At 65.7% G+C, this 22707-nt stretch carries 17 protein-coding genes and 1 pseudogene; 9 read left to right on the top strand and 9 right to left on the bottom strand.

Translation table 11 applies throughout. The features are described 5' to 3' along the window. Positions 1–16 precede the first annotated feature (16 nt). The 3 genes from ACZ5R1_RS12445 to ACZ5R1_RS12455 are packed head-to-tail and all read right to left on the bottom strand — an operon-like array spanning position 17 to position 3404. Positions 17–1366, bottom strand: a complete 1350-nt coding sequence (locus ACZ5R1_RS12445) for an MmgE/PrpD family protein (RefSeq protein WP_464712338.1) — start codon at positions 1364–1366, stop codon at positions 17–19. Between the two features lie 10 nt (positions 1367–1376). Beyond that, positions 1377–2540 (bottom strand): acyl-CoA dehydrogenase family protein, encoded by a 1164-nt coding sequence (locus tag ACZ5R1_RS12450; RefSeq protein WP_464712339.1) that lies wholly within the window; start codon positions 2538–2540, stop codon positions 1377–1379. A 36-nt stretch (positions 2541–2576) separates the two neighbouring features. Further along, complete coding sequence (locus tag ACZ5R1_RS12455; RefSeq protein WP_464712340.1) at positions 2577–3404, bottom strand: HTD2 family dehydratase; 828 nt, start codon at positions 3402–3404, stop codon at positions 2577–2579. Positions 3405–3528: 124 nt separating this feature from the next. Between ACZ5R1_RS12455 and ACZ5R1_RS12460 the strand changes: the two genes are divergently transcribed. Beyond that, entirely contained in the window at positions 3529–4443 is a 915-nt protein-coding gene (locus ACZ5R1_RS12460) for a LysR substrate-binding domain-containing protein (RefSeq protein ID WP_464712341.1), read from the top strand. Between the two features lie 184 nt (positions 4444–4627). Here ACZ5R1_RS12460 and ACZ5R1_RS12465 read toward each other — a convergent pair whose 3' ends face one another. Next, positions 4628–5626 (bottom strand): fatty acid desaturase, encoded by a 999-nt coding sequence (locus tag ACZ5R1_RS12465; RefSeq protein WP_288462797.1) that lies wholly within the window; start codon positions 5624–5626, stop codon positions 4628–4630. Between the two features lie 632 nt (positions 5627–6258). On the opposite strand from ACZ5R1_RS12465, the gene ACZ5R1_RS12470 reads away from it, so the two are divergent. Together ACZ5R1_RS12470 and ACZ5R1_RS12475 are read left to right on the top strand one after the other, a co-directional pair. Then, positions 6259–7482 (top strand): acyl-CoA dehydrogenase family protein, encoded by a 1224-nt coding sequence (locus ACZ5R1_RS12470; protein ID WP_464712342.1) that lies wholly within the window; start codon positions 6259–6261, stop codon positions 7480–7482. A gap of 104 nt (positions 7483–7586) precedes the next feature. Continuing rightward, entirely contained in the window at positions 7587–7721 is a 135-nt protein-coding gene (locus ACZ5R1_RS12475) for a hypothetical protein (RefSeq protein WP_255211796.1), read from the top strand. A gap of 43 nt (positions 7722–7764) precedes the next feature. Here the strand turns inward: ACZ5R1_RS12475 and tauD are convergent. The 5 genes and pseudogenes from tauD to ACZ5R1_RS12500 all read right to left on the bottom strand — a co-directional run bounded on the left by tauD (position 7765) and on the right by ACZ5R1_RS12500 (position 11853). Next, positions 7765–8616, bottom strand: a pseudogene (gene tauD, locus ACZ5R1_RS12480) (taurine dioxygenase). Between the two features lie 10 nt (positions 8617–8626). Further along, the gene (gene tauC / locus ACZ5R1_RS12485) at positions 8627–9442 is read right to left on the bottom strand and encodes a taurine ABC transporter permease TauC (protein WP_077172885.1); all 816 of its coding nucleotides are present in this window, start codon (positions 9440–9442) and stop codon (positions 8627–8629) included. Further along, positions 9432–10220: a taurine ABC transporter ATP-binding protein gene (locus ACZ5R1_RS12490; protein ID WP_288436863.1), complete on the bottom strand. Its 789-nt coding sequence runs from the start codon at positions 10218–10220 to the stop codon at positions 9432–9434. Before ACZ5R1_RS12490 ends, tauC begins: the two co-directional genes overlap by 11 nt. Before the next feature lie 69 nt (positions 10221–10289). Next, positions 10290–11276: a taurine ABC transporter substrate-binding protein gene (gene tauA / locus ACZ5R1_RS12495; RefSeq protein ID WP_464712343.1), complete on the bottom strand. Its 987-nt coding sequence runs from the start codon at positions 11274–11276 to the stop codon at positions 10290–10292. A gap of 205 nt (positions 11277–11481) precedes the next feature. Beyond that, entirely contained in the window at positions 11482–11853 is a 372-nt protein-coding gene (locus ACZ5R1_RS12500; protein WP_027599241.1) for a response regulator, read from the bottom strand. A 337-nt stretch (positions 11854–12190) separates the two neighbouring features. On the opposite strand from ACZ5R1_RS12500, the gene ACZ5R1_RS12505 reads away from it, so the two are divergent. The 6 genes from ACZ5R1_RS12505 to ACZ5R1_RS12530 all read left to right on the top strand — a co-directional run bounded on the left by ACZ5R1_RS12505 (position 12191) and on the right by ACZ5R1_RS12530 (position 22579). Continuing rightward, positions 12191–13312, top strand: coding sequence for a mechanosensitive ion channel family protein (locus tag ACZ5R1_RS12505; protein WP_144958542.1), 1122 nt, complete (start codon positions 12191–12193; stop codon positions 13310–13312). A gap of 348 nt (positions 13313–13660) precedes the next feature. Beyond that, positions 13661–15244: a glycogen synthase GlgA gene (gene glgA / locus ACZ5R1_RS12510; RefSeq protein WP_051398771.1), complete on the top strand. Its 1584-nt coding sequence runs from the start codon at positions 13661–13663 to the stop codon at positions 15242–15244. A 159-nt stretch (positions 15245–15403) separates the two neighbouring features. Next, on the top strand, positions 15404–17209 hold the full coding sequence (treZ, locus tag ACZ5R1_RS12515) for a malto-oligosyltrehalose trehalohydrolase (protein WP_082066376.1): 1806 nt from the start codon (positions 15404–15406) through the stop codon (positions 17207–17209). Next, the gene (gene malQ / locus ACZ5R1_RS12520; RefSeq protein ID WP_464712344.1) at positions 17206–19272 is read left to right on the top strand and encodes a 4-alpha-glucanotransferase; all 2067 of its coding nucleotides are present in this window, start codon (positions 17206–17208) and stop codon (positions 19270–19272) included. Before treZ ends, malQ begins: the two co-directional genes overlap by 4 nt. Next, positions 19269–22076: a malto-oligosyltrehalose synthase gene (gene treY / locus ACZ5R1_RS12525; RefSeq protein WP_314582369.1), complete on the top strand. Its 2808-nt coding sequence runs from the start codon at positions 19269–19271 to the stop codon at positions 22074–22076. The genes malQ and treY overlap by 4 nt, the downstream gene beginning before the upstream one ends. After that, entirely contained in the window at positions 22073–22579 is a 507-nt protein-coding gene (locus tag ACZ5R1_RS12530; protein WP_044341786.1) for a DUF2934 domain-containing protein, read from the top strand. Before treY ends, ACZ5R1_RS12530 begins: the two co-directional genes overlap by 4 nt. Positions 22580–22707 lie beyond the last annotated feature (128 nt).

Below are 22707 nucleotides of genomic sequence, written 5' to 3' on the forward strand. Positions count from 1 at the left end.
CTTGGTTCACTCCAGGTCAGGTGAAGCAGTAGAGATCCACGCACTCGCGCAGCCGCCAGGCCTGGCTGATGAGGGCCTCGGCATCGGCGGGCGTGCGCTTGCCGGCGAAAGCGACCAGCCGGCGGAATTTGTCTTCCAGTTCAGCCCTGTCGAGGGTATTGCCGGGATCGCCCTTGGGCTCGTCGATCCGTCCCTGCAGAACAGCGCCCTGGCGGGTCGTCACCTCGACCCTGCCCAGCCAACGCTGGGGATAGGCGGCGTCGACCTCGGGGTCCAGCCGCATGCCGACGCGTGCGCGGAAGGCCGCGACCGCGGGATCGTTCAGCGCGGCAGTCGCGAAATCACCCAGTTGCGCCTGGCCGTGGACGGCGATCAACCCCAGTACCGTGCCCATGGAAAACTTCGCCTGGTGCACGGTACGCGGCACCTCGACGCGACCGAGCACGTCCAGGGCGCCCTGGTGGACCCGCGCCGTCACCTGGGCGATGTCGTCGGGCGCCAGGCGTTCGCGCTGCATCAGGTCCAACAGGGCATCGGCCGCAGGGTGGGTATGGCGGCAGGACGCATGGAACTTGAAGGAGGTTTCCAGCAAGGCCCAGCGCTGCCCCAGGCGATCGCTCAACCGGCGGGCGTCGGCGTCAGTGGAGAGACCGGCGGCCAGGCCCTGCTCGCCCTCCAGGATGTTGCGCGCACCGGTCAACCCCTGCGCTGTGAGATAAGCCGCCAGCAGCCCATCCGCCGCCGCCTTGGCGGTATGCAGCTGCTTGGAATCCGCCGCGTCGCGCAGGAACTCCCAGAGCCCTGCCGCCTGGGTGCCCGCGTTGCCGAGCACCTGGATGAACTGCTCCCGGTCGAAGTCCAGCAGCTTGCCCACCGCCACCGCCGCGGCCAGGGTGCCCACGGTGGCCGTGGTATGGAAGATCCGATAGTGCGAGCGCCCGAGGAATTCTCCGATGCGGATACCCGCCTCATAGCCGGCAACCGCCGCGAGGATCAACTCCTGTCCGCTCTTTCCCAGGTCCTGGGCCGCGGCCAGTGCGGCGGAAAAGACCACCGTGGCCGGATGCAGCACCGAGCTGTTGTGCAGATCATCCTGCTCCACCAGATGAGAGGCGGCGCCATTGACCAGCGCGGCGAAGTAGGCTGAGGTGCCGTAGGGCGCGACCAGTACCCGGGCACGCCCCTCGGTGGGACCCATGCTCTGCGCATAGGCATGGAACAGCGGTATGGGATGGCTGCCATCGCTGGCCAGCGCGGAGCCCAGCCAGTCGAGAAACAGCTCTTCGGTCCGCGTCACGACGCTGGCCGGCAGATCCGCATAGGCCAGCTCGCCGAGAAAGGCCGCCAGACGTTCGGTATGGGTCATGGCGGTCGCCCTAGAAGGAGCGTGGCAGTTCGAGCAGGTGCTCGGCCACGTAGGAAAGAATGAGGTTGGTGGAGATCGGGGCGACCTGGTACAGGCGCGTCTCGCGAAACTTGCGCTCGACGTCGTACTCGGTGGCGAAGCCGAAGCCTCCGTGCGTCTGCAGACAGGCGTTGGCCGCCTCCCAGCTGGCCTTGGCCGCCAGGTACTTGGCCATGTTGGCCGCCGCGCCGGCGTTTTCGCCGCGGTCGTACAGGTCGCAGGCGTGCCAGCGCATCAGATCCGCGGCTTCGATTTCGATATGGGCCTCGGCGATGGGAAACTGCACGCCCTGGTTCTGCCCGATGGGGCGACCGAACACCACCCGGTCGCGGGCATAGTGACGGGCCTTGTCGACGAACCAACGGCCATCACCGATGCATTCCGCGGCGATCAGGGTGCGTTCGGCATTGAGACCGTCGAGGATGTAGCGAAACCCCTTGCCCTCCTCCCCGATGAGGTTGCTGGCAGGAATTTCCAGCTCGTCGAAGAACAGCTCGTTGGTTTCGTGATTGACCATGTTGGGGATGGGCCGAACGGTCAGCCCCTTGCCGATGGCCTCGCGCAGATCCACCAGAAAGATCGACATCCCCTCGGACTTGCGCTGGACGGCTTCCAGCGGCGTGGTCCGCGCCAGCAGGATCATCAGATCGGAATGCTGCACCCGGGAGATCCACACCTTCTGCCCATTGATCACATAGCGATCGCCCCTGCGCACTGCCGTGGTCTTGATCTTGGTGGTATCGGTGCCGGTGGTGGGCTCGGTGACGCCCATGGACTGGAGGCGCAGCTCACCGCTGGCCAGCCGTGGCAGATAGGCGCTCTTCTGCTCGTCGCTGCCGTTTCGCAGCAGGGTGAACATGTTGTACATCTGCCCATGGATGGTCCCGGAATTGCCGCCGCAGCGATTCACCTCCTCCAGAATGATGGAGGCCTCGGCCAGGCCCAGCCCCGAGCCGCCATAGACTTCCGGAATCATGGCGGACAGCCAGCCCGCCTCGGTCATCGCCTGGACGAAGTCCTGGGGAAAGCCCTTCTGCTCATCAATGTGGCGCCAGTACTCGGCCGGGAAGCCGGCGCAAAGGCCACGGACGCCGTCGCGAATGGCGGCGAATTCTTCTTGTCGTTCGTCCAGCATGGGAGTTTCTCTCTTGTCGTTATAGGGGCACCGCTGTCACTCGAATCGCAGCTGAGCCACCTGGGCTGCACCGTCGCCATTTCCAGCCCACAGCTCCGCCTCGCCGGGCGCGATGACCTGACCACTGAGCGTGAAGGGAGCGGGCGCGATCAGCGGACGAACGCCGCGATAGCTGAACTGCCGTATCCGCGCGGTCGGATGAGCGCGACGGAAGCTGCGCAGCGACAGGGTCGCGATGAGCGGGCCATGGACGACCAGACCGGCATAGCCCTCCTGCTGGGTCGCGTAGGGCCAGTCGTAGTGGATGCGATGACCGTTGAAGGTCACCGCCGAATAGCGGAACAACAACGTCGGTTCGGGTACCACCGACTCCGCCCAGCTGCCGAGCGCGATGGCTTCGCCGCTGCCGGCCTTGGGCGCACCGGGCTCGCGATAGACCAGGTCCTGCTCTTCGCGCAGCACCAGTTCGTCCTGTTGGAAATAACGGTGCTCCACGGTCACGAACAGCAGGCTGCCGCTACGGCCCGCCTTCTCCTCGACGCGCAGCAGCGTCGAGACGCAGCGCGCCCGCTCGCCAACGTGCAGCTCGCCGAGAAAGTCCAGGCGCCCGCCTGCCCACATGCGATTACGCCCTTCCGCCGGCGGCAGGAAGGTACCGCGCGCCGCATGCCCATCGGGCCCGAGCTGGGCCCCTGCCACCGGGTTGTCAAAGAAGGCCCAGTGCCAGAGCGGCGGCAGCGCCTCGCCCGCCGCCAATGGCGGTTCATCGAAGGTGTGGGCGATGCGCGCTACCTGGCGTTGCCCCAGAAAATCCTCTGTTTCGAGGGTTCTTCCCACCCAGGCAGTGGCTGGCGTCGCGTTCATGCTTGACTCCCATCGATAGGCTCATCGCCAGCTTGCGGGGAGTTGTTTCGTTCTGTGAATTTACATTTGCGTAAGCCGGCATTCGGCTAGGCTGAACGCCAAAAAACGCACGGAGCACGCGAGCATGCATTTCGACCTGGCTGACCTGCGGCTTTTCATCCATATCGCCGAGTCGCCCAGCCTGACCCAGGGCGCACGCCGCGCGGCCCTGTCGCCGGCCGCCGCCAGCGCGCGAGTGAAGGCCCTCGAAAGCCAGTTCGGCATTCGCCTGCTCTACCGTGACAGTCGTGGCGTCGAGCTCACGCCAGCGGGCCAGCGCCTGCTGCAGCATGCCCGTCTCATCATGCGCCAGGTCGACTTTCTCAAAGGCGAATTCACCGAGTACCGCAGTGATGCCACCGGCCATATCCGCATCTTCGCCAACACGACCGCGGTCACCGAGTTCCTCCCCGGATTGCTCGCCGTCTATCTCGCGGATCGCCCGGGCGTGACGGTGGATCTACAGGAGCGCCTCAATCGTGACATCGTCAGGGGGGTGATCGACGGGGCAGCGGATCTGGGCATCACCGCCGGACTGATCGAAGCGAGCAATCTGCAGATCCTGCCCTACAGCATGGATCGCCTGACGCTGGTCGTGCCCACCGGGCATCCCCTGGCCAGCCAGCCCCAGGTCACCTTGCGGGAGACCCTGGACTATCAGCACATCTGTCTGCGCGAGGGCACCAGCCTGCTGAATTTCCTGCGGGATCAGGTGGAACGTCTCGGTGCCACTCTGAATCTGCGTATCCAGCTCTCCAGCTTCGAGGCCGTGTGCCGCATGGTCGAAGCCAAGGTGGGCATCGGCATCCTGCCCGAATCCGCCGCTCGGCATCATGGCCGAAGCATGGCGATTCGGACGGTGAGGATCGAGGAACCCTGGGCGGTTCGCGAGCGAAACATTCTGGTCAGGGATCTGGAGGCACTCCCGGAAAGCGTCCGCGCCCTAGTCAGGCTCCTGCAGGATTCCGCAGAGGATCCTGACGTCTCAAGACATCCGTGAGCGCGCGCCCTACCTCAGGCGCCGTCAGGCTTCCCAGACTGCGGCTGGGGTCCGAATTGGCAGCCCTGCTCCATCGGCCCTTCTGAACGGCCCGGCATCGCAACGATCTGGCTTGGTTTCGCCTTGATTACCCAGGCAGGGAGAATCACTCCCAAAGCGATCCAATACATAGGGGTGGTATTATTTAGCGGCAGGCAGATATCAATGAAGGCTGACCGGCCGGGAGATGGTTGGGAGGCCTTGCGTCAGCACCGGGATGCCTGGGTGCATCCACGGCTCGCCAGGCGAAACGTCGACCCAGCTCGCGATAGCCGGAAAACACGAAGCCTCCGCTGCGCGCCTGATAGGCACTGCGCCTGGCGCGGTAGACCCGCGGAATCAGATACCAGGGCAAGCCCGGCAGATCGTGGTGGACCAGGTGCAGGGTATTGTTGAGAAACAGCCAGCGCAGCGCCCCGCCGCTCTCGTTGAGCACGCACCTTTGCGCCGGATCCAGCGCCGGGCGGTGTTCGTAGAAGGACCTGATCAGCGCTAGGGCCAGCGCCGGCCAGGCCACCCCCAGCACATAGACCGCCAGGGGCATGCCAGACAGCCCATGGATCGCCAGGAGCAGCCCTGTGCAGAGTGTCAGGTGGATCAGCCAGACACCCTGCACGCCCCGCTCGCCACGCCGGCAGCGGCGCACTTCGAACTCCAGCATGCCGTGCAGCGACAGCACCGGTCCCACCAGGACACGGCCGAGCAAGGTCTTGTCCAGCCAGAGCAACGCCCGTCCGGCCTGCCCTCTTCGCTCCCAGACCTCGCCATCCACATAGCGGCTCTCGGGATCGAGGTCCGGGTCGGTGAGGTTCTCGCGCCGATGGTGCGCCAGATGGCTGTCCCGATAGAGCGGAAAGGGAAACCAGAGGCCGAGGGGTGGATAGGCCAGCAGGGCATTAACCCTGGGCCAGCGCGTGGGATGACCGTGGATCAACTCGTGCTGCAGCGACTGGTGCAGCACGACGACCAGAATCAGCGGTGGCAGGGTCCAGTAGCCAAGCAGCGGCCAGGCCAGGACGAGCAGGAGCCAGCTTGCGTAGACCCCTGCGACCAGCCCCCAGGTAGGCCATTCGCTGCGGGCGGTGAACGTATGCAGGAGCAATTTGACCAGGCGGCGATGCCGCGTATCGAGATAGACAGTCACCACAGGGCCCTGATAGCCAGAAATCAAAGCCGACCTTAGAAAAAGAGCATCCCGAAGTGTAATATCGTTAAGGCATTACTTCATGAACAAGTGGTTGTCCGCTGACTTCAGCCATGCAATGGCTCGATATTCAACGTCTTGCCGCGATAATTCCGCAGCCCATCTAACGATCATTCAAGCGACCAATAAAATCATAAGCTTATAAAAATTATCCACACCAAGACCCAACTGTTGCGGGAACAACACTTCTGGCAAGGAATAATTCGAGACATATCCTTAGCACTTTTGAAAACTGGCCAATGGCTCGAAGTGCCTTCTAGACTTGAGCCAACTCTGCACTTGTCAAAGTCCGCCATGTTTTTATCCAGCAAGATGCTCCGTACGGGTGAACCTGCACCCACTTCCCCGATAAGGACTCATGCGAGGCCGGCGGGCAGGCAGCAAGACGAATGGGCTCCGTCCACCCGATACCGTCCCGCAGCGCCGGTAGCGGTCCTGAAAACCTTGGGCCGCCGTCTGCTGGCGGCCATCGCCCTGATCGGCCGCACCCGCGCCGCCCAGGCCGAGATGGCCCGTCTCGGTCTCGCCCGTACCGAATCTCTCCCGACAGCATTAGAAGGATCTCCATTCCCATGAGCATCATTTCCGCAGGCTGGGGCGCCGGCCCTTCCGCGCGCCATGCCGACCTCTCCGCGCGCTTTCAGCCGCTGTTCCAGCGCATCCGCGCGGGCGCCATCGAACGCGAGGTGCAGCGGCGGCTGCCGGTCGAAGAGCTGGACTGGCTGAAGGCGGCGGGCTTCACCGCCCTGCGGCTGCCGGTCGAGCACGGCGGCGCAGGCGTCACCCTGCCGGAACTGTTCGCCCTGCTCATCGAACTGGGCGAGGCGGATTCCAATCTGGTCCAGGCCCTGCGCGGCCACATGGGCTTTGTCGAGGGCCTGCTCAACAGCGACGACCCGGCGCGCCGCAGCCGCTGGTTCGCGCGCATCGCTGCCGGCGAGACAATAGGTCCGGCGTCCAGCGAAGTCGGCGATGCCCGGCGCGCCGAGTTCAGCACCCGCGTACGCCGTGAGGGCGACACCCTGCTGCTATCCGGTACCAAGTTCTATACCACCGGTTCGCTCTATGCCGACTGGATCGACGTGGGCGCCACCAACGAGGCCGGCACCCGCGTCATGGTCACCGTCCGCCGCGACGCCCCCGGCGTCGAGGTGGTCGATGACTGGAATGGCTTCGGCCAGACCCTGACCGCCAGCGGCACGGCGACCTTCAGCAATGTACGGGTAGAGCCTGCGGACGTGGTGGCGGTGGGCGAGCGCTTCCGCTATTCGCCCGGCTTCTTTCAGGTCTTTCACCTCGCCAACCTGGCGGGCCTGGGACGGGCCATGAGCAGCGAGGTAGCGGCCGCGGTCGCCGCTCGCACCCGCACCTTCACCATCGGCAACGCCGACCGTGTCAGCCAGGATCCCCAGGTGCTGGCCGTGGTAGGCCAGGTACGCAGCGCGGCCTACTGCGCCGGGGTGATTGCCCTGAAGAACGCCGAGGCCTTGCAGCGGGTGCATGCCCTCAGGCAGACGGACGACCAGGCCGCCGAGGATCGCGCGGTGGCGCTGGCCGAACTGGAAGTCTGCCAATCGCTCAATGTGGTGACGGACCTGATCATCGAGGCCTCCGGACGCCTGTTCGACGCCCTGGGCGCCTCGGCCACGCTGAGACCCCAGGGGCTGGATCGCTTCTGGCGCAATGCCCGCACCCTCGCCTCCCACAATCCGCGCATCTACAAGGATCGAATCGTCGGCGACTTCGCGGTCAACGGCACCCCGCCGCCGCCGCAGTGGAAGATCGGCGTCGCCTAGGCCGCCGAACCGGCCGCAAACCCCGACGAGAGCCGCCCTGCCCGGCTGGCCGCCGCCCCCGGCGATGCTTTAAGCTCGCCGGCCTTACCCCCTGGAGCGGTGTCATGGAAAGGTCTCGCAGCAATCGTCAGGCCATGTGGAAGGCCATCAAGGATCCGCGCTTCATCCCGGTCGCGGTGGCGGCCGTGTGCATCGTGCTGTTCTTCGTATTCGGGCTGATCGACGTCCTGGGCAACTGATCTTCCGCCGGGACGCCGGCCTATCCCTGCTGCGGACAGGCCATCATCCCTGCTCGCCCGGCCCGCGGGGACGGTCACCCAGGATGGTCGCCCGGTGCATCACGCGCCGCTGCGGACGATAGTCGTCACAGGCGTAGTGCTGGGTGATGCGGTTGTCCCAGAAGGCCAGATCGCCCGCCTGCCACTGCCAGCGCACCTGGAATTCAGGTCGGGCGGCATGGGCGAACAGCAATTGCAGCAGCGCCTCGCTCTCGGCTTCTGCCAGCTCGACGATCCGGGTGGTGAAGCCGGCGCTGACGAACAGCCCCTTGACCCCGGTCTCCGGGTGCACCCTCACCACCGGATGACGCACCGGCGGGTTGGCCGCGCGTGCCGCATTGAAACGCTGCAAGCCTTCCGGCGTCTGGCCGAAGCGCTCCAGCGGAAAGGATTTGCTCAGGTCGTGCCAGGCACTGAGACCGTCGAGCAGCCCGCGAAGCGGTGCGGACAGCGCCGCATAGGCCGCGGAATTGCTCGCCCAGAGGGTATCGCCGCCATAGGCAGGCACCTGGCGGGCGCTGAGCAGCGACCCCAGCGGCGGCGTCTGGATGAAGGTCACATCCGTATGCCAGAGCGCGTTGTCCCTCAGGTCGTTCAACTCGGTATCCAGTACCAGGATTTCCGGCTGCTCGGGATGCTTGGGATAGATCGGGTGGATGTGCAGATCGCCGAAATGAGCCGCCACGTCCCGTTGCTGGCGTGGCGTCAGCAACTGGTCACGCAGAAACAGCACCTGATGCTCCAGCAGCCCCTAGTGGAGTGCCGTGTGGCTGGCGGCGTCCAGGGGCTCGCGCAGATCCAGGCCATGGACGCGTGCCCCGAGGGCGGGGCTCAGACGTTCGAAGGTAAGGGGCATGGACGTCTCCCTACTGCCAGCCGGCATAGCGCCGCTGCAGGGCGCGCAGGCCCAGTTCGATGGACAGGGCGATGCTGGCGATCAGCAGGATGCCCACCACCACCACGTCGGTGGCCATGAACTGGGCGGCCGATTGCACCATGAAGCCCAGGCCCCGATTGGCCGCGATCAACTCAGCGGCCACCAGGGTCGACCAGCCCACCCCCAGGGCGATCCGCAGGCCGGTGAGGATGTCGGGCAAGGCACTGGGCAGGATGACGTGCCGCACCACCTGCCCTCGCGAGGCGCCCAGGCAGCGCACTGCCTGGCGTCGCGCCGGATCGACCCGGCGCACCCCACCCACGGTGGCGATCAGCAAGGGCGCGAACAACGCCAGATAGATCAGCAGCACCTTGGACAGCTCGCCGATGCCGAACCAGATCACCATCAGCGGCAGGTAGGCCAGCGGTGGAATCGGCCGATAGAACTCCACCAGGGGGTCCAGCGCGGCGTTCAGGGTCGGGTTGAGGCCCATGGCGATGCCCAGGGGTACCGCGGTCAGCACGGCCGCCAGTAGCGCCGCCAGCACCCGCAGCAGGCTGGTGCCCAGGTGCTGCCAGAGGCTGGCATCCAGATAGCCGTCGGCGAGCAGTCCCTGCAGAGCGACCAGCAGTTGTTCGGGCGACGGCAGGAACAGGGTATCCACCCAACCCAGATGGGTCGCGCTCCACCAGAGCGTCGCCACGCCTGCCAGGGTGCCCAGCGCTGCCACTCGGCGGCGGTCCAGGTGCAGTCGACGGCGTTCCCGGGTATCGCGCAGGGAGGTTGTCAGGGTGTCAGAGGACATGATCGGGAGACTCCTGCAGAAAGAGGTCGAGCAACTCCTGGCGCAGCTCGGTGAAAAGGGGATCGGCCTTGATCGCGCGGACGGGCTCCCCCGCCAGATAGCGGCGGGCGAAAGGCACCTCCAGACGGCGGACGATGCGCGCGGGCGGTCCGTCCAGCACCAGCAGCTCGGTCGCCAGAAACAGCGCCTCGTCGACGCTGTGGGTGATGAGGAACAGACCCTTGCCGGTGCGCTTCCATACGTCCAGCAGCAGCACCTGCATGCGTTCCCGGGTCAGGGCGTCGAGGGCGCCAAAGGGTTCGTCGAGCAGCAGGAAATCCGGATCCACCGCCAAAGCGCGGGCCAGGCCCAGGCGTTGGCGCTGGCCACCCGAGAGTTCGCCGATGGCGTGCTCGGCATGCTGCGGTAGCCCCACCAGCTCGAGCATCTCGCGGGCCCTGGCCTCGCGCTCGGCACGACCCAGCCCGCGCAGGCGCAGGCCCAGGGCGACGTTGTCGAGCGCATTGAGCCAGGGCATCAGGGCGTCGTCCTGGAACACCACGCCGCGTTCGCCGCCCGGCCCTGCCAGGGTCCGGCCATCGAGCTGCACGCGCCCTTCATCCAGCGATTGAAAACCGGCGAGCACGTTGAGCAGGCTGGATTTGCCACAGCCGGACGGACCCAGGACGACCAGGGAGGCGCCCTTCTCCACCGCGAGGTCGAGACGCTGCAGGATCGGTTGACGACGGCCACGGCGGACGAATCCGAGGCTGGCCTGTTCCAGGGTGAGTCGACTCATGACCGGCTCCTGTCGGCTGGGAAAAAAAGCCCCTCCGGAGAGGGGCGAATCGTGGCGTGAAGGGGATCGCTATTGGGCCTTGCGGACGTATTCGGCGCTGACATAGGGCGAGTAGTCGTCCAGCACCGTGGGAATGCGCTTCTGTTCCTTGAGGAATTCGGCGGTGCGGGCGATGGCCTTGGCCGTGCCGCCACCGAGCAGATCGGGCCCGAGTTGCGCCTGGGCATCCGGATAACGTGAGCCGGCCAGTAATTCGGGGATGTCCGCGGCATCGGCGCCGGTCAGGCGAGCGATCTTCCTGGCCTGCTCGGACTGCGCCTCCCATGCCTTGCCATGGGCCTGGTAGTCGGCGAAGGCCTGCAAGGTGACCTTGGCGTACTGGGCGATGACCTCGGGATGCTTTTCGGCGAAGTCCTTGCGCGCCACCCAGACCTCGAAGGTCGGCGCACCCCAGCTGCCCACCTGGGCGGCATCGGCGAGCACCTTGCCGTTCTTCTTGATCTCGCCCAGCGCGGGTGACCAGACGAAGGCGCCATCGATATCACCGCGGCGCCAGGCAGCAGCGGTCTCGGTGGGATTGAGGTTGACGATCTTGACCTTGGTGGGATCCACGCCCCAGTGCTTGAGGGCTCCCAGCAGGCTGTAGTGGGAGGTGGAGACGAAGGGCGTGGCGATGGTCTTGCCGACCAGTTGCTCGGGTCTGTCGATCCCGCTGCCATCGCGTACGACCAGGGCTTCGGCGGAATCGATTTGCGCGGAGACGAGGAAGGTCACCAGCGGCAGCTTGCGGGAGGTGGCCGCCGCCAGCGGGCTGGAGCCGAGATTGCCGATCTGCACGTCACCCGACGCCAGCGCGGCGACGACCTCGGGACCGCTGTTGAAACGGCGCCAGTCGATCTTCTGGCCAATCGCCTGATCGTAGCGGCCATCGGCCTGGGCGACCTTGGAGGGATCGACACCGGTCTGGTAGCCGACCACCAGATCGGCAGCGGTCGCCTGCACCGCGAGCGTTGCCAGGCCTGCAGCCAGCGCCAGGGATTTGAACAGCAAATTCATGAAGGCCTCCTTGTCGGCAGGCACGCCGGAGCGCGCCCTCGGCATCGACTCGATGCCTGTCGGAGGCCAAGCTAAAGGATCTAAGTATCGTCAGATAAATAACGAAAAGGAATCAGCTTAAGCAGGATGCTGGACGGTTGCGGACAGCGCCCGCTTCCACCACAAAGGAGAGTACGACCTGGAACCAGGCCGCAGAAGGCAGCAATCAGCCCTTGCGCTGATTGAGGAAGCGGAAGCAGCCGGCCAGCAGGTCGTCGAAGCGCCAGGGCTTGGGCAGGTAGTAGATGTCCGGGGCGCGCTCGGGCTGCAGCTCTTCGAAATAGCCCGAAGAGACGATGATGGGCAGACCCGGCAGCTGCTGCTTGACGCGGCGCGCCAGCTCCAGGCCGTCGATGGCACCCGGCATACGGACGTCGGTGATCAGCAGATCAGGCGTCGGACGTGCACTCGACAGGTATTCCCAGGCTTGATCCGCGGTGCCGAAGGTGTGCACCTGAAAGCCTTCGCCTTCGAGCACCTCTTCCATCAGCCCGAGCAACATGTTCTCGTCTTCGACGACCACTACCACTGGTTTCATAAATCCGTCTCGATCTCCGCAGGTCCGCCATCTGACTGGACGTATCTCGTTGGGGCGCGAATTCTACTCCTATCCGGCGTCCGCTGCGCACTCTCCTCTGAGCTTAGACGCGAGGTGCGACATCCTGCCCCACTGATCGACAGAAAAAAGCCAGCACCGCGCAACAGGCATCCCACCTATCGGGGTGGTATTACCACCCTGGGACCGTTTGCCGGACATTCGGGGAACCGTGGCGAAGCCCCTCAGTCGGAAAACAGGTGTCTCGAAAGGCTCCCCGCGGTTCCGGCGCGTCAGCTTTTCTGGATCACGGGGAGCCGTCTGCCTGAGGAAATTGCGCATGACGGCCATCGACTGGACGGGTTGGCTCAACGCCCCCTGGATCACCACGCTGATCGCGGCGGGGGTCGCCCTGCTGATCAGCAGCGTCGCCCTGACCCTGGCGTTCGCGGCCATCCGCCGCCTGGCCAATCCCTTCCTGCTGGCGCGCAACCTGGTCAGGTATGCCGAGAAGCCCGCGCGCCTGGCCGTGCCGCTGGTGGTGTTGCAAGGTGTCTGGAATTCCGCACCCGATGCCCTGCCGCTGTTGCGTGCCGTACAGCACCTCACCGGTCTGCTGAGCATCGCCGCCTTTACCTGGCTGGGCCTCCGGGCGGTCAAGGCCGTCGGCGCGACCATCGCCCTGCGCAATCCCGTGGATGTGGCGGACAACCTGCGGGCCAGGCGGATCCAGACGCAGAATCGGGTGCTGGTGCGCAGCCTCAGCTTCATCGTCCTGCTGGTGGGCATCGCCCTGATGCTGATGACCTTCCCGGCGGTTCGCCAGGTGGGTGCGAGCCTGCTTGCCTCGGCCGGGGTCGCGGGCCTGGTCGCGGGTATCGCTGCGCGACCGGTCCTGGGCAATCTCATCGCCGGCCTGCAGATCGCCGTGACCCAGCCGATCCGGCTGGACGATGTGGTCATCGTCGAGGGCGAATGGGGCCGGGTGGAAGAGATCACCGGCACCTACGTGGTGGTCCGCATCTGGGACGACCGCCGGCTGGTGGTCCCGCTGCAATACTTCATCGAGACGCCCTTCCAGAACTGGACGCGCTCGTCTTCCAGCCTGATCGGGTCAGTCTTCATATGGGTTGACTATTCCCTACCCCTGGCACCCATCCGCACCGAATTGGAACGCGCCTGTGCCGAGGTGCCCCATTTGTGGGATGGCCGTGTCTGCGTACTGCAGGTGACCGATGCGTCTCACGATTCCATCCAGCTGCGCGTACTGGTGAGTTCGGGTGATTCCTCCAAGAACTGGGACCTGCGCTGCTTCGTGCGCGAGCGGCTGATCACCTACATCAATCGCGAATTCCCCCTCTGCCTGCCCAAGCTGCGGACCGAACTGGGACGCCGCGACGTCCACCCCGCGCCACTATCCGACGAAAGGCAAGAGCCGGTCGTTCGTCAGCCAGAAGTCTGATTTTTCGGCCAATTGTCGCGATCAGGTGACCATCAAGCGGTTCACCTGGCGGTTATTCACAGGTGCCGGCCCGAACCGCGACGGCTTTCGGGCATGCATCTGGCAATACGAAGCAAGACCGCAACATTCGAGCGGGAAACTTGTGACGTTGTCCGTGAGTCAGTGCGAGAGCAATCTGGAAATCCGCGAAGCAGTTCTCGCCCAGATCCAGACATCTCAAGAAGAGGTGACCGGCAAAAAGGCTGTAGCAGCTCGGCTGTAGGCGTTTTTGAACCAGGAGCATCGAGCTTCAGGAAAGAAGCAATCAGGTAAACCTCAGTCTCGAACTTGCTGCATTGGGAGCGCACCATGGCAAATGCCGTCGTGGGGAAATTTGGGGCTCTGGAGCCCGTTGAAACTGCCACTCGCACCACCAGATCCAGCTCTCTCCGCAAGCGCACGGACGAGCCTCAGCTGACGCTGAGCTCCGTCGTCGAAAGTCGTAAACGCATTCTTTTCGTGACTCCGGAAATTTCCGACTTCGTCAAGGCCGGTGGCCTGGGCGAGGTATCAGGCGCCCTGCCGCGCGCCCTCGCCGCCTCCCACGACGTCCGGGTATTGATCCCCGGCTATCGTCAGGTGATGGCCGCGATCAAGGATCGCGTGCAGATGGTCGGCCGCATCGCCGCCCGCGCCGCCATGCCGGCCTGCGAGATCGGTCGCGTCAATCTGGAAGACGGCCTGGTCGTCTATGTGCTGATCTGCCCCGAACTCTATGAGCGCCCGGGCAACCCCTATGGCGACCTGAACGGTGCCGACTGGGCCGACAACCACATCCGCTTCGGTCGCCTGGCCAGCGCTGCCGCCGACTTCGCCCTGGGCGACGCCTCCATTCGCTGGGTGCCGGACCTGCTGCACCTCAACGACTGGCAGACCGGCCTCGCCGCTGGCTACCTGCGCTGGAAGGGTGCCAGCACCCCGTGCCTGACCACCATCCACAACCTGGCGTACCAGGGCCTGTTCCCGGCTTCGGTCATGGCCGATCTGGACATTCCCGCCCACGCCTTCCAGATGGAGGGCCTGGAGTTCTGGGGCAAGGTGTCCTTTCTCAAGGCCGGTCTGGTCTATGCCGACCACATCACCACGGTCAGCCACACCTACGCCCAGGAAATCACCACCGCGGAATTCGGTTGCGGCCTCGAAGGCCTGCTGCAGGTCAAGGCCCGCGACGGCAAGCTGACCGGCCTGCTCAATGGCATCGACGATGGCTGGAGTGCCTGCAGCGACCCGCACCTGTGCCAGCAATTCACCGAATCGGACTGGGACGGCAAGGCGGTCAACGCCGCGCGCATTCGCGAGGAATTCGGCCTGGAGCCCTCCAACGGCCCGCTGTTCGCAGTGGTCTCCCGACTGGTCCAGCAGAAAGGCATCGACCTGACCATCGAGGCGGCCGATCACATCGTCGCCCGCGGTGGCCAGCTGATGATCATCGGTTGCGGCGAGCCGCACATCGAGCGCCAGGTACGGGCCCTGGCCCTGCGCCATCCCGGTCGCGTCAGTGCCCACATCGGCTTCTGCGAGACCGAAGCACGGCGGATGTACGCCGGGAGCGACTTTTTGCTGATGCCCTCGCGCTTCGAGCCGTGCGGTCTGAGCCAGATGTACGCCCAGCGCTTCGCCTCCCTGCCGATCGCCACCCGCACCGGTGGCCTGGCCGACAGCATCGAGGACGGCACCACCGGCTTCCTGTTCGCCCCGCTGTCGCTGGAAAACTACATCAGCGCCATCGACCGCGCCCTGGGTGTGTTCGAACGTCAGGACCTCTTGCTGGCCATGCGTCATCGCGCCATGCAGGGCCCGTTCTTTTGGTCCGAATGCGCCAAGCCCTATGCCTCGCTGTACCTCGATCTGCTCCAGACCACCGCTCACCAGGAGCGTCAGCTCGGCGCCTGAGGCGCAACCTGACTACCAAGCGCTTTTCCCTCGCCAAAAGGCCGACGAAAAGCGCTTTCCCCGCCTAACTTTGCGCAACTCTCACCGGTCATAACAGCAACTGCGGCCAACTGGGCCGCAGCGTCTTTTCTGCCGTCCGGTTTCGGGAGTTCTCTATCCATGACTGATATTTCGCGCGACGCAGCCGCGGTGACCGGGGGCTATGCCTGGCAGACCCGTGCCGGTGCCACTCTGGTGAACAAGGAACGCACCCTCTTCCACTTCTGGGCGCCCAGCGCCGACGCCGTGTCGGTGGTCCTGGAAGGTGGCATGACCCTTCCCATGGAAGCCGAGCAAGACGGCTGGTTCGCGGTGGAGGCCCAATGCGGTGCCGGCACCCGTTATCGCTACCAGATCAAGGACCTGCTGGTCCCCGACCCGGCCTCCCGCGCCCAGGCCGGCGATGTGCACGAGCCGAGCATCGTCATCGACCCGACCACCTACCACTGGCAGACCGTCGAGTGGCAGGGCCGTCCCTGGCACGAGAGCGTCATCTATGAATTGCACGTCGGCACCCTGGGTGGCTTCGCCGGCGTCGAGAAGCTGGTGCCGCGCCTGGCGGCACTGGGCGTCACCGCCATCGAGCTGATGCCGCTGTCGGAATTTCCCGGCGATCGCAACTGGGGCTATGACGGCGTGCTGCCCTATGCGGTGGAAGCCTCCTATGGCACCCCGGACGACCTCAAGTCGCTGATCGACACCGCCCACGGCCATGGCGTCATGGTCTACCTGGACGTGGTCTACAACCACTTCGGACCGGACGGCAACTACCTGCACGCCTATGCCGAGCGCTTCTTCCGCGAAGACATCCATACGCCCTGGGGCGCGGCCATCGATTTCCGCCAGGACGCGGTACGCCGCTACTTCATCGACAACGCCCTGATGTGGCTGATGGAGTATCGCTTCGACGGCCTCAGATTCGATGCCGTCCACGCCATCAACGACAAGGGCTTCCTCGAAGAGATGGCCGAGGAGATCCGCAGCACCGTCGAGCCGGGTCGCCACATCCACCTGATGCTGGAGAACGAGGACAACACGGCCACGCTGCTGGGTGGCAAGCACTACAACGCGCAGTGGGCGGACGATTGGCACAACGTCATCCACCCCATGCTGACCGACGAGAACGAAGGCTACTACCAGGACTTCACCGAGGACGCCACGGCCAAGCTGGTGCGCTGTCTGGGCGAGGGCTTCATCTACCAGGGCGAGCAGACCCGCCATGGCAAGGCCCGTGGTGAACCCAGCAAGGACCTGCCGGCCTCGGCGTTCGTCATCTTCCTGCAGAACCACGATCAGGTCGGCAACCGCGCCTTCGGTGAACGCCTGACCCGTCTGGCGCCCGAGCCGGCGCTAAAGGCCGCCACTGCCCTGCTGCTGCTCAGCCCGATGATTCCGCTGCTGTTCATCGGTGAGGAATGGGGCAGCCGCCAACCCTTCCTGTTCTTCACCAGCCACAACGACGAGCTGGCCGAGCTGGTCCGCGACGGCCGTCGCAACGAATTCAAGGACTTCGATTTCTTCACCAGCGAAGAGCATCGCCAGCAGATCCCCGACCCGAACGCCGCCAAGACCTTCGAAGATTCCAAGCCCAATTTCGGCGAGGCCGATCAGCCCGATCACGCCGCCTGGCTGGGGCTGTATCGCGAGCTGCTGGAAATCCGCCGCCGCGAACTCTTCCCGCGCCTGGAAGGTGCCCGCCCCATGGGCGCCGAAGCCCTGGCCGAGCGCGCCGTGCGGGCACGCTGGAGTCTTGCCGACGGTAGCCGCCTGACCATCGAACTCAACCTGAGCGACAAGGCCGTGCCGGTGGACGAGGCTCCCCAGGGCGAGCTGCTGCACAGCAGTGACGCCAGCGCTACGCCGACCCGCCAGGACGGCACCCTGGCCGCTCATTCGGCACTGGTCTGGCTGGAGAAAAAGGCATGAGTGGCGATCGTCTGGAACAACTAGCGGAGGCCGCGGGCATCGCCATCGAATGGACCGCCTACGACGGCAAGCGCCAACGGGTGAGCCCCGAAGCCCTGCGCAATCTGCTCAAGGCCATCGAGTTACCGGCGGACAGCGACAACGAGATCGACAGCAGCCTGCGCAAGCTGGCCGAGGTGGGCGACAAGGACCATCTGCCGCCGCTCATCACTGCCGTGGTCGGCAAGCCGGTCGGGGCGCCGGACCAGTTCAAGCGTGGCGTCCGCTACCAGGTTCAGCTGGAAGACGGCGAGCGTCTGGACGGTCAGGTCGACGACCGCGGACAGCTGGCGCCGATCAGCGCCGCCGGTTATCACCGGGCCGAGGTCGATGGCGAAGCCCTGACCCTGGCCGTTGCCCCGGAACGCTGCTTCACCATCGCCGACGCCACCGGTAACGAGCAGGCCCGTCTCTGGGGGCTGGCCGTGCAGCTCTACAGCCTCAGGCGCGAAGGGGGCAGCGGCGCCGGCGATCTGCAGGGCCTGGTGCATTTCGCCAAGGCTGCGGGCAGCAAGGGCGCCGACGCCCTGGCCATCAGTCCGTTGCACGCCATGTTCAGCGCCGACGGCAGTCGCTACAGCCCCTACTCGCCGTCGAGTCGGGTGTTCTTCAACGTGCTCTATGCCGCGCCGGAGCTGGTCCTGGGTGCCGAGCCCGTACGCCAGGCCATGCAGCGCGCCGGCCTGCAGGCCGAAGCCGAGCGCCTGGAGCAACTGGAACTGATCGACTGGCCGGCCCTGGCCAGGCTGCGGCTTAGGCTGCTGCGTACCCTGCACCTGGATTTCCGCACCGCTGGCGGTGAGCTGCGCGAGCGCTTCGAGGCCTTCCGCCGCGACGGTGGCGACGCCCTGGAAAACCATTGCCGCTTCGAAGCCCTGCACGCCTCCTTCACCCAGGGCGATGCCTCGCCCAGCTGGCAGCATTGGCCCCAGCAGTATCGCGATCCCAAGAATCCGGCCGTGGCCGAATTCGCCGAACGCCATGCCCAGGACGTGGAGTTCTATGCCTTCACCCAGTGGCTGGCCAGTGAAGGACTGTCGGCGGCCCAGGCGCAGTGCCGCGAAGCAGGCATGAAGATCGGCCTGATCGCCGACATCGCCGTAGGCGCCGACGGTGGCGGCAGCCAGGCCTGGAGTCGCCAGGAAGAGCTGCTGGCCTCGGTCACCGTGGGTTGTCCGCCGGATCTGCTCAACCAGAAGGGCCAGGGCTGGGGCATTTCCGCCTTCTCCCCCACCGGCATGGTCAAGCATGGCTTTCGCGCCTTCATCGAGATGCTCAGGGCCAACTTCGCCCATGCCGGCGGCGTGCGCATCGACCATGTGATGGGGCTGCAGCGCCTCTGGCTGGTGCCCGAGGGTGCTTCCCCGGCCGACGGTGCCTATCTCTCCTATCCCATCGACGACCTGCTGCGGCTGGTGGCGCTGGAATCCTGGCGCTATCGCTGCGTGGTCATGGGTGAAGACCTGGGCACCGTACCCGAGGGCTTTCGCGAGCGGCTGGCCGAGCGCGCCATCATGGGCATGCAGGTGCTGTTGTTCGAGCGCGATGGCGACGCCTTCAAGCCGGCCGCGCAGTGGTCGGACACGGCCATGGGCATGCCCACCACCCACGACCTGCCGACCCTCACCGGCTGGTGGCAGGGTCGCGACGCCGATTGGCAGGAAGAACTCGGACTGCTGCCCGACGGCACCTCGCGCCAGGACCGTCTCGACGAGCGTGCCAAGGATCGTCAGCAGCTGGCCAAGGTGCTGGAACTGGACGACACCCGGGAAAGCAATGTCGAGTCCGCCGTCGATGCCGCCATCGACTTCATCGGCCGAACCCCGGCGCCGCTGATCATCCTGCCGGTGGAAGATGCCCTGGGTCAGCTGGAACAGGCCAACCTGCCCGGCACCACCAACGAACACCCCAACTGGCTGCGCCGCTGGGATGACCCCGCCGAGCGCCTGCTGGATGCCGCTACCCCTGAACGACGCCTACGCGTGCTGAGCACTGCTCGTAACAATCCGGAGAACACTCGATGAGTCGCTTGCGCGCTACCGTACGCCTGCAGTTCCACAAGGACTTCACCTTCGACGACGCCCTGCCCCTGGTGGAGTACTACGCCAAGCTGGGCATCAGTCACTTCTATGCCTCGCCCATTACCACCGCGCGCGCCGGTTCCGTGCACGGCTATGACGTGGTCGATCCGACCCGGGTCAACCCGGAGCTGGGCGGCGAAGAGGCGCTGCGGCGCCTGGTCGCCCGCCTGCGCGAACACGGCATGGGCCTGATCGCCGACTTCGTGCCCAACCACACCAACGTGGGCGGCTCGGAGAACGCCTGGTGGCTGGACATCCTCGAATGGGGTCGCCAGAGCCGCTACGCGGGCTTCTACGACATCAACTGGTACGGGCCCGACCCGGATCTGCAGGGCCAGGTGCTGCTGCCCTTCCTCGGTGACGCCTATGGCAACGTGCTGCAGGCCGGCGAACTCAAGCTGGTATTCGACGCCGAGCAAGGCGCCTTCCGCGTCGAGTACTACGCCCACCACTTTCCGATCAATCCGGGTACCTACGGCCAGATCCTGCGCGAGAGCGACCTGCCCCAGCTGAGTCTGTTCGCCGATGCCTTCTCGGCACGGGCCAAGGACCTGGAAGAAGCCCGTGGCGCCCAGCGCCAACTGGCCGATGCCGCCAAGGACCCCGCCGTCGCCGCCGCCATCGACAAGGCGGTCGCCGCCTTCGACGGTAGCCAGGCCGCCAACCAGGAGCGGCTGCACGCCCTGCTGGAGAGTCAGCACTATCGCCTGGCCAGCTGGCGCACCGCCTCGGACGACATCAACTGGCGGCGCTTCTTCGACATCACCGAACTGGGCGGCCTGCGCATGGAGCGCCACGAGGTGTTCGAAGAAACCCATTCGCTGATCTTCCGCCTGATCAGCGAAGGCCTGCTCGACGGCCTGCGCCTGGATCACATCGATGGCCTGGCCAATCCGCGCGCCTATTGCCGCAAGCTGCGCCGTCGCGTCGACGACCTCTGCGCCAGCCGCACCGGCGGCGCGCCGGAGGACGGCTTCCCCATCTACATCGAGAAGATCCTCGCCGAAGGCGAGCAGCTGCGGGAAGGCTGGGGCATCGACGGCACCACCGGCTACGAATTCATGAACGAGGTGTCGGCGGTGCAACATGCCGCCAGTGGCGAAGCCCCGCTGCGCCAGTTCTGGGCCGAGCGGACCGGTCGTACCGAGGACTTCCTCGAAGAGGTGCGGGAAGCGCGCCGCCTGGTGCTCACCACCGCGCTGAACAGCGAGTTCGAATCGGCCGTGCATACCCTGCACCTGCTGGCGCAGCAGGATTGGCGCACCCGCGACACCAGCCAGGGCGCCATCCGCCGGGTGTTGCTGGAGCTGATCGTGCAGTTCAAGGTCTATCGCACCTACGCCGGCGCGGCGGGCTTCGTCGGCAACGACGCCCAGTGGTTCGATACCGCACTGGAAGCTGCTCGCCCCCACGTCAGCGAGGCGGAGCAACCGCTGCTGGAACAGCTGCGCGCCTGGCTGGGTGGCGACGCCCCGCGTCACAAGCCCGTGGGCAGCGTGGCCCGCCGCGAGCAGCGTCGTGCCATCACCAAGTTCCAGCAACTCACCTCGCCGATCGCCGCCAAGGCGGTGGAAGACACGGCCTGCTATCGCTCCGCGCCGCTGCTGTCGCGCAATGACGTGGGCTTTGATCCACAGCATTTCGCCCAGCCGGTCAGTGCCTTCCACCAGGCCAGCGGTTGGCGCGCCGAGCACTTCCCACGCAACATGCTGACCACCGCGACCCACGACCACAAGCGTGGCGAAGACACCCGCGCGCGCCTGGCAGTGGTCTCGGAACGCCCGGACGCCTACATCGCCCAGGCCACCCGCTGGATGGAACAGGCCGCACCGTTGCGCGGCCAGTGGAACGACGCGCCGGCGCCGACGCCGGGCGATGAACTGATGCTCTACCAGACCCTGCTCGCCAGCTGGCCGCTGCAGCTCCAGGCCGATGACCAGAAGGGTCTGGAGGCCTATCTGGAGCGGCTGCTGCAGTGGCAGGAAAAGGCCCTGCGCGAGGAGAAGCTGGAGTCCGATTGGTGGGCGCCGAATGGCGACTACGAGGCGGCCTGCAAGGCCTTCCTGGAAGGTCTGCTCACCAACGATAAGTACCGCGCCCTGCGCGGCGAGATCGTCACCGCGGTCCGCGAACTCGCTCCGGCCGGTGCGCTGAACGGCCTGGTGCAGATGCTACTGCGCAATACCGCGCCCGGCGTGCCCGACCTCTATCAGGGCGGTGAATTCTGGGACTTCAGCCTGGTGGAGCCCGACAACCGCCGTGCCGTGGACTATGCCCCGCGGCAGCAGGCGCTGACCAAGAACGCTTCCGTCGAGGCTGCCCTGGATGCCTGGCAGAACGGCGAGATCAAGCAACAGGTCTTGGCTGCCGTGCTCCAACTGCGCAAGCAGCAGCCGCAGCTGTTCACCGAAGGTCGCTACCTGCCCCTGACCGTAGTGGGCGCCCATGCCGATCAGGTGCTGGCGTTCGCCCGTACCTGGGAGCAACAGGCGGTGATCGTCATCGTGCCGGTGCATGCCTCCGACCTCATGCAGAACGATGGAAATCTCCGCTTTTCCGCAGAGGCCTGGCAGGACACCCGGATAAAACTTCCGGAAACCTTGTCCATGTACCGTTTTGGGGAAACTTTTGCCCCGGCATCTGTCCATGACCAGAAGAAAGAGCTTTCTGTCGGCGAGGTTCTGGCACGTTTTCCGCTTGGATTGCTCAGCACACAAGACATCACTCAAGGAGCCGCACCGCAATGACCCAAAAAGACGAACGCATCCAGCAGCTCGCCTATCAGATCTGGGAGTCCGAAGGACGGCCGGCCCACGAACATGATCGCCACTGGGAGATGGCGACTCGACTGTACGAAGCCGAACAGGAAGGCGTGGCCAAGAAGACCGCGGCCAAGAAGCCTCGCGCGACCAAGGCTGCGGCAGCGAGCGCGGACAAGCCCGTCGCCAGCAAGCCCCGCACCACCGGCAAGACCAAGAGTGGCAGCGAGAAGGCCGCTACCGAAGCCGCAGCGGCCGGTGAGTCGGTAACCGAGAAGGTGGAATCGGCGGCCAAGAAGGTTGCCTCCAAGGTCAAGCAGGCGGTCAAGCCCAGTGCAGGCAAGACCGGCGCGAGCAAGACCACCGCCAGCAAGGCCAAGGCCGATGCCAACGTCGACGCAACCGGCGTAGGCGTGGCGCCGGCCACGCCGAAGAAGCCGCGCGCGTCCCGCGCCAAGGCGGCCACGACCAAGCCCGCCGCCACCGAGTGATGTGATGTTTCGGCCTGGCCGTCCGGCCAGGCCTTCCCCCCGCCGCCTCGCTGCGGTGTCTGCGTTATCGCTGTTTTCCTGATTTTTTCCTGAAAAAACAACGCTTTGTCGGTTCGCCATCAGGGCTC

The sequence above is a fragment of the Pseudomonas sp. Pso3 genome, assembly GCF_055393275.1.

Excerpts from the sequence above, each read along its gene's own strand:
- ACZ5R1_RS12445 (WP_464712338.1), bottom strand. The coding sequence starts at position 1,366 with ATGACCCATACCGAACGTCTGGCGGCCTTTCTCGGCGAGCTGGCCTAT.
- tauC (WP_077172885.1), bottom strand. The coding sequence starts at position 9,442 with ATGTCCTCTGACACCCTGACAACCTCCCTGCGCGATACCCGGGAACGC.
- ACZ5R1_RS12455 (WP_464712340.1), bottom strand. The coding sequence starts at position 3,404 with ATGAACGCGACGCCAGCCACTGCCTGGGTGGGAAGAACCCTCGAAACA.
- ACZ5R1_RS12490 (WP_288436863.1), bottom strand. The coding sequence starts at position 10,220 with ATGAGTCGACTCACCCTGGAACAGGCCAGCCTCGGATTCGTCCGCCGT.
- tauA (WP_464712343.1), bottom strand. The coding sequence starts at position 11,276 with ATGAATTTGCTGTTCAAATCCCTGGCGCTGGCTGCAGGCCTGGCAACG.
- ACZ5R1_RS12450 (WP_464712339.1), bottom strand. The coding sequence starts at position 2,540 with ATGCTGGACGAACGACAAGAAGAATTCGCCGCCATTCGCGACGGCGTC.
- ACZ5R1_RS12470 (WP_464712342.1), top strand. The coding sequence starts at position 6,259 with ATGAGCATCATTTCCGCAGGCTGGGGCGCCGGCCCTTCCGCGCGCCAT.
- ACZ5R1_RS12505 (WP_144958542.1), top strand. The coding sequence starts at position 12,191 with ATGACGGCCATCGACTGGACGGGTTGGCTCAACGCCCCCTGGATCACC.
- glgA (WP_051398771.1), top strand. The coding sequence starts at position 13,661 with ATGGCAAATGCCGTCGTGGGGAAATTTGGGGCTCTGGAGCCCGTTGAA.
- treZ (WP_082066376.1), top strand. The coding sequence starts at position 15,404 with ATGACTGATATTTCGCGCGACGCAGCCGCGGTGACCGGGGGCTATGCC.
- ACZ5R1_RS12500 (WP_027599241.1), bottom strand. The coding sequence starts at position 11,853 with ATGAAACCAGTGGTAGTGGTCGTCGAAGACGAGAACATGTTGCTCGGG.
- ACZ5R1_RS12530 (WP_044341786.1), top strand. The coding sequence starts at position 22,073 with ATGACCCAAAAAGACGAACGCATCCAGCAGCTCGCCTATCAGATCTGG.
- treY (WP_314582369.1), top strand. The coding sequence starts at position 19,269 with ATGAGTCGCTTGCGCGCTACCGTACGCCTGCAGTTCCACAAGGACTTC.
- ACZ5R1_RS12475 (WP_255211796.1), top strand. The coding sequence starts at position 7,587 with ATGGAAAGGTCTCGCAGCAATCGTCAGGCCATGTGGAAGGCCATCAAG.
- malQ (WP_464712344.1), top strand. The coding sequence starts at position 17,206 with ATGAGTGGCGATCGTCTGGAACAACTAGCGGAGGCCGCGGGCATCGCC.
- ACZ5R1_RS12460 (WP_464712341.1), top strand. The coding sequence starts at position 3,529 with ATGCATTTCGACCTGGCTGACCTGCGGCTTTTCATCCATATCGCCGAG.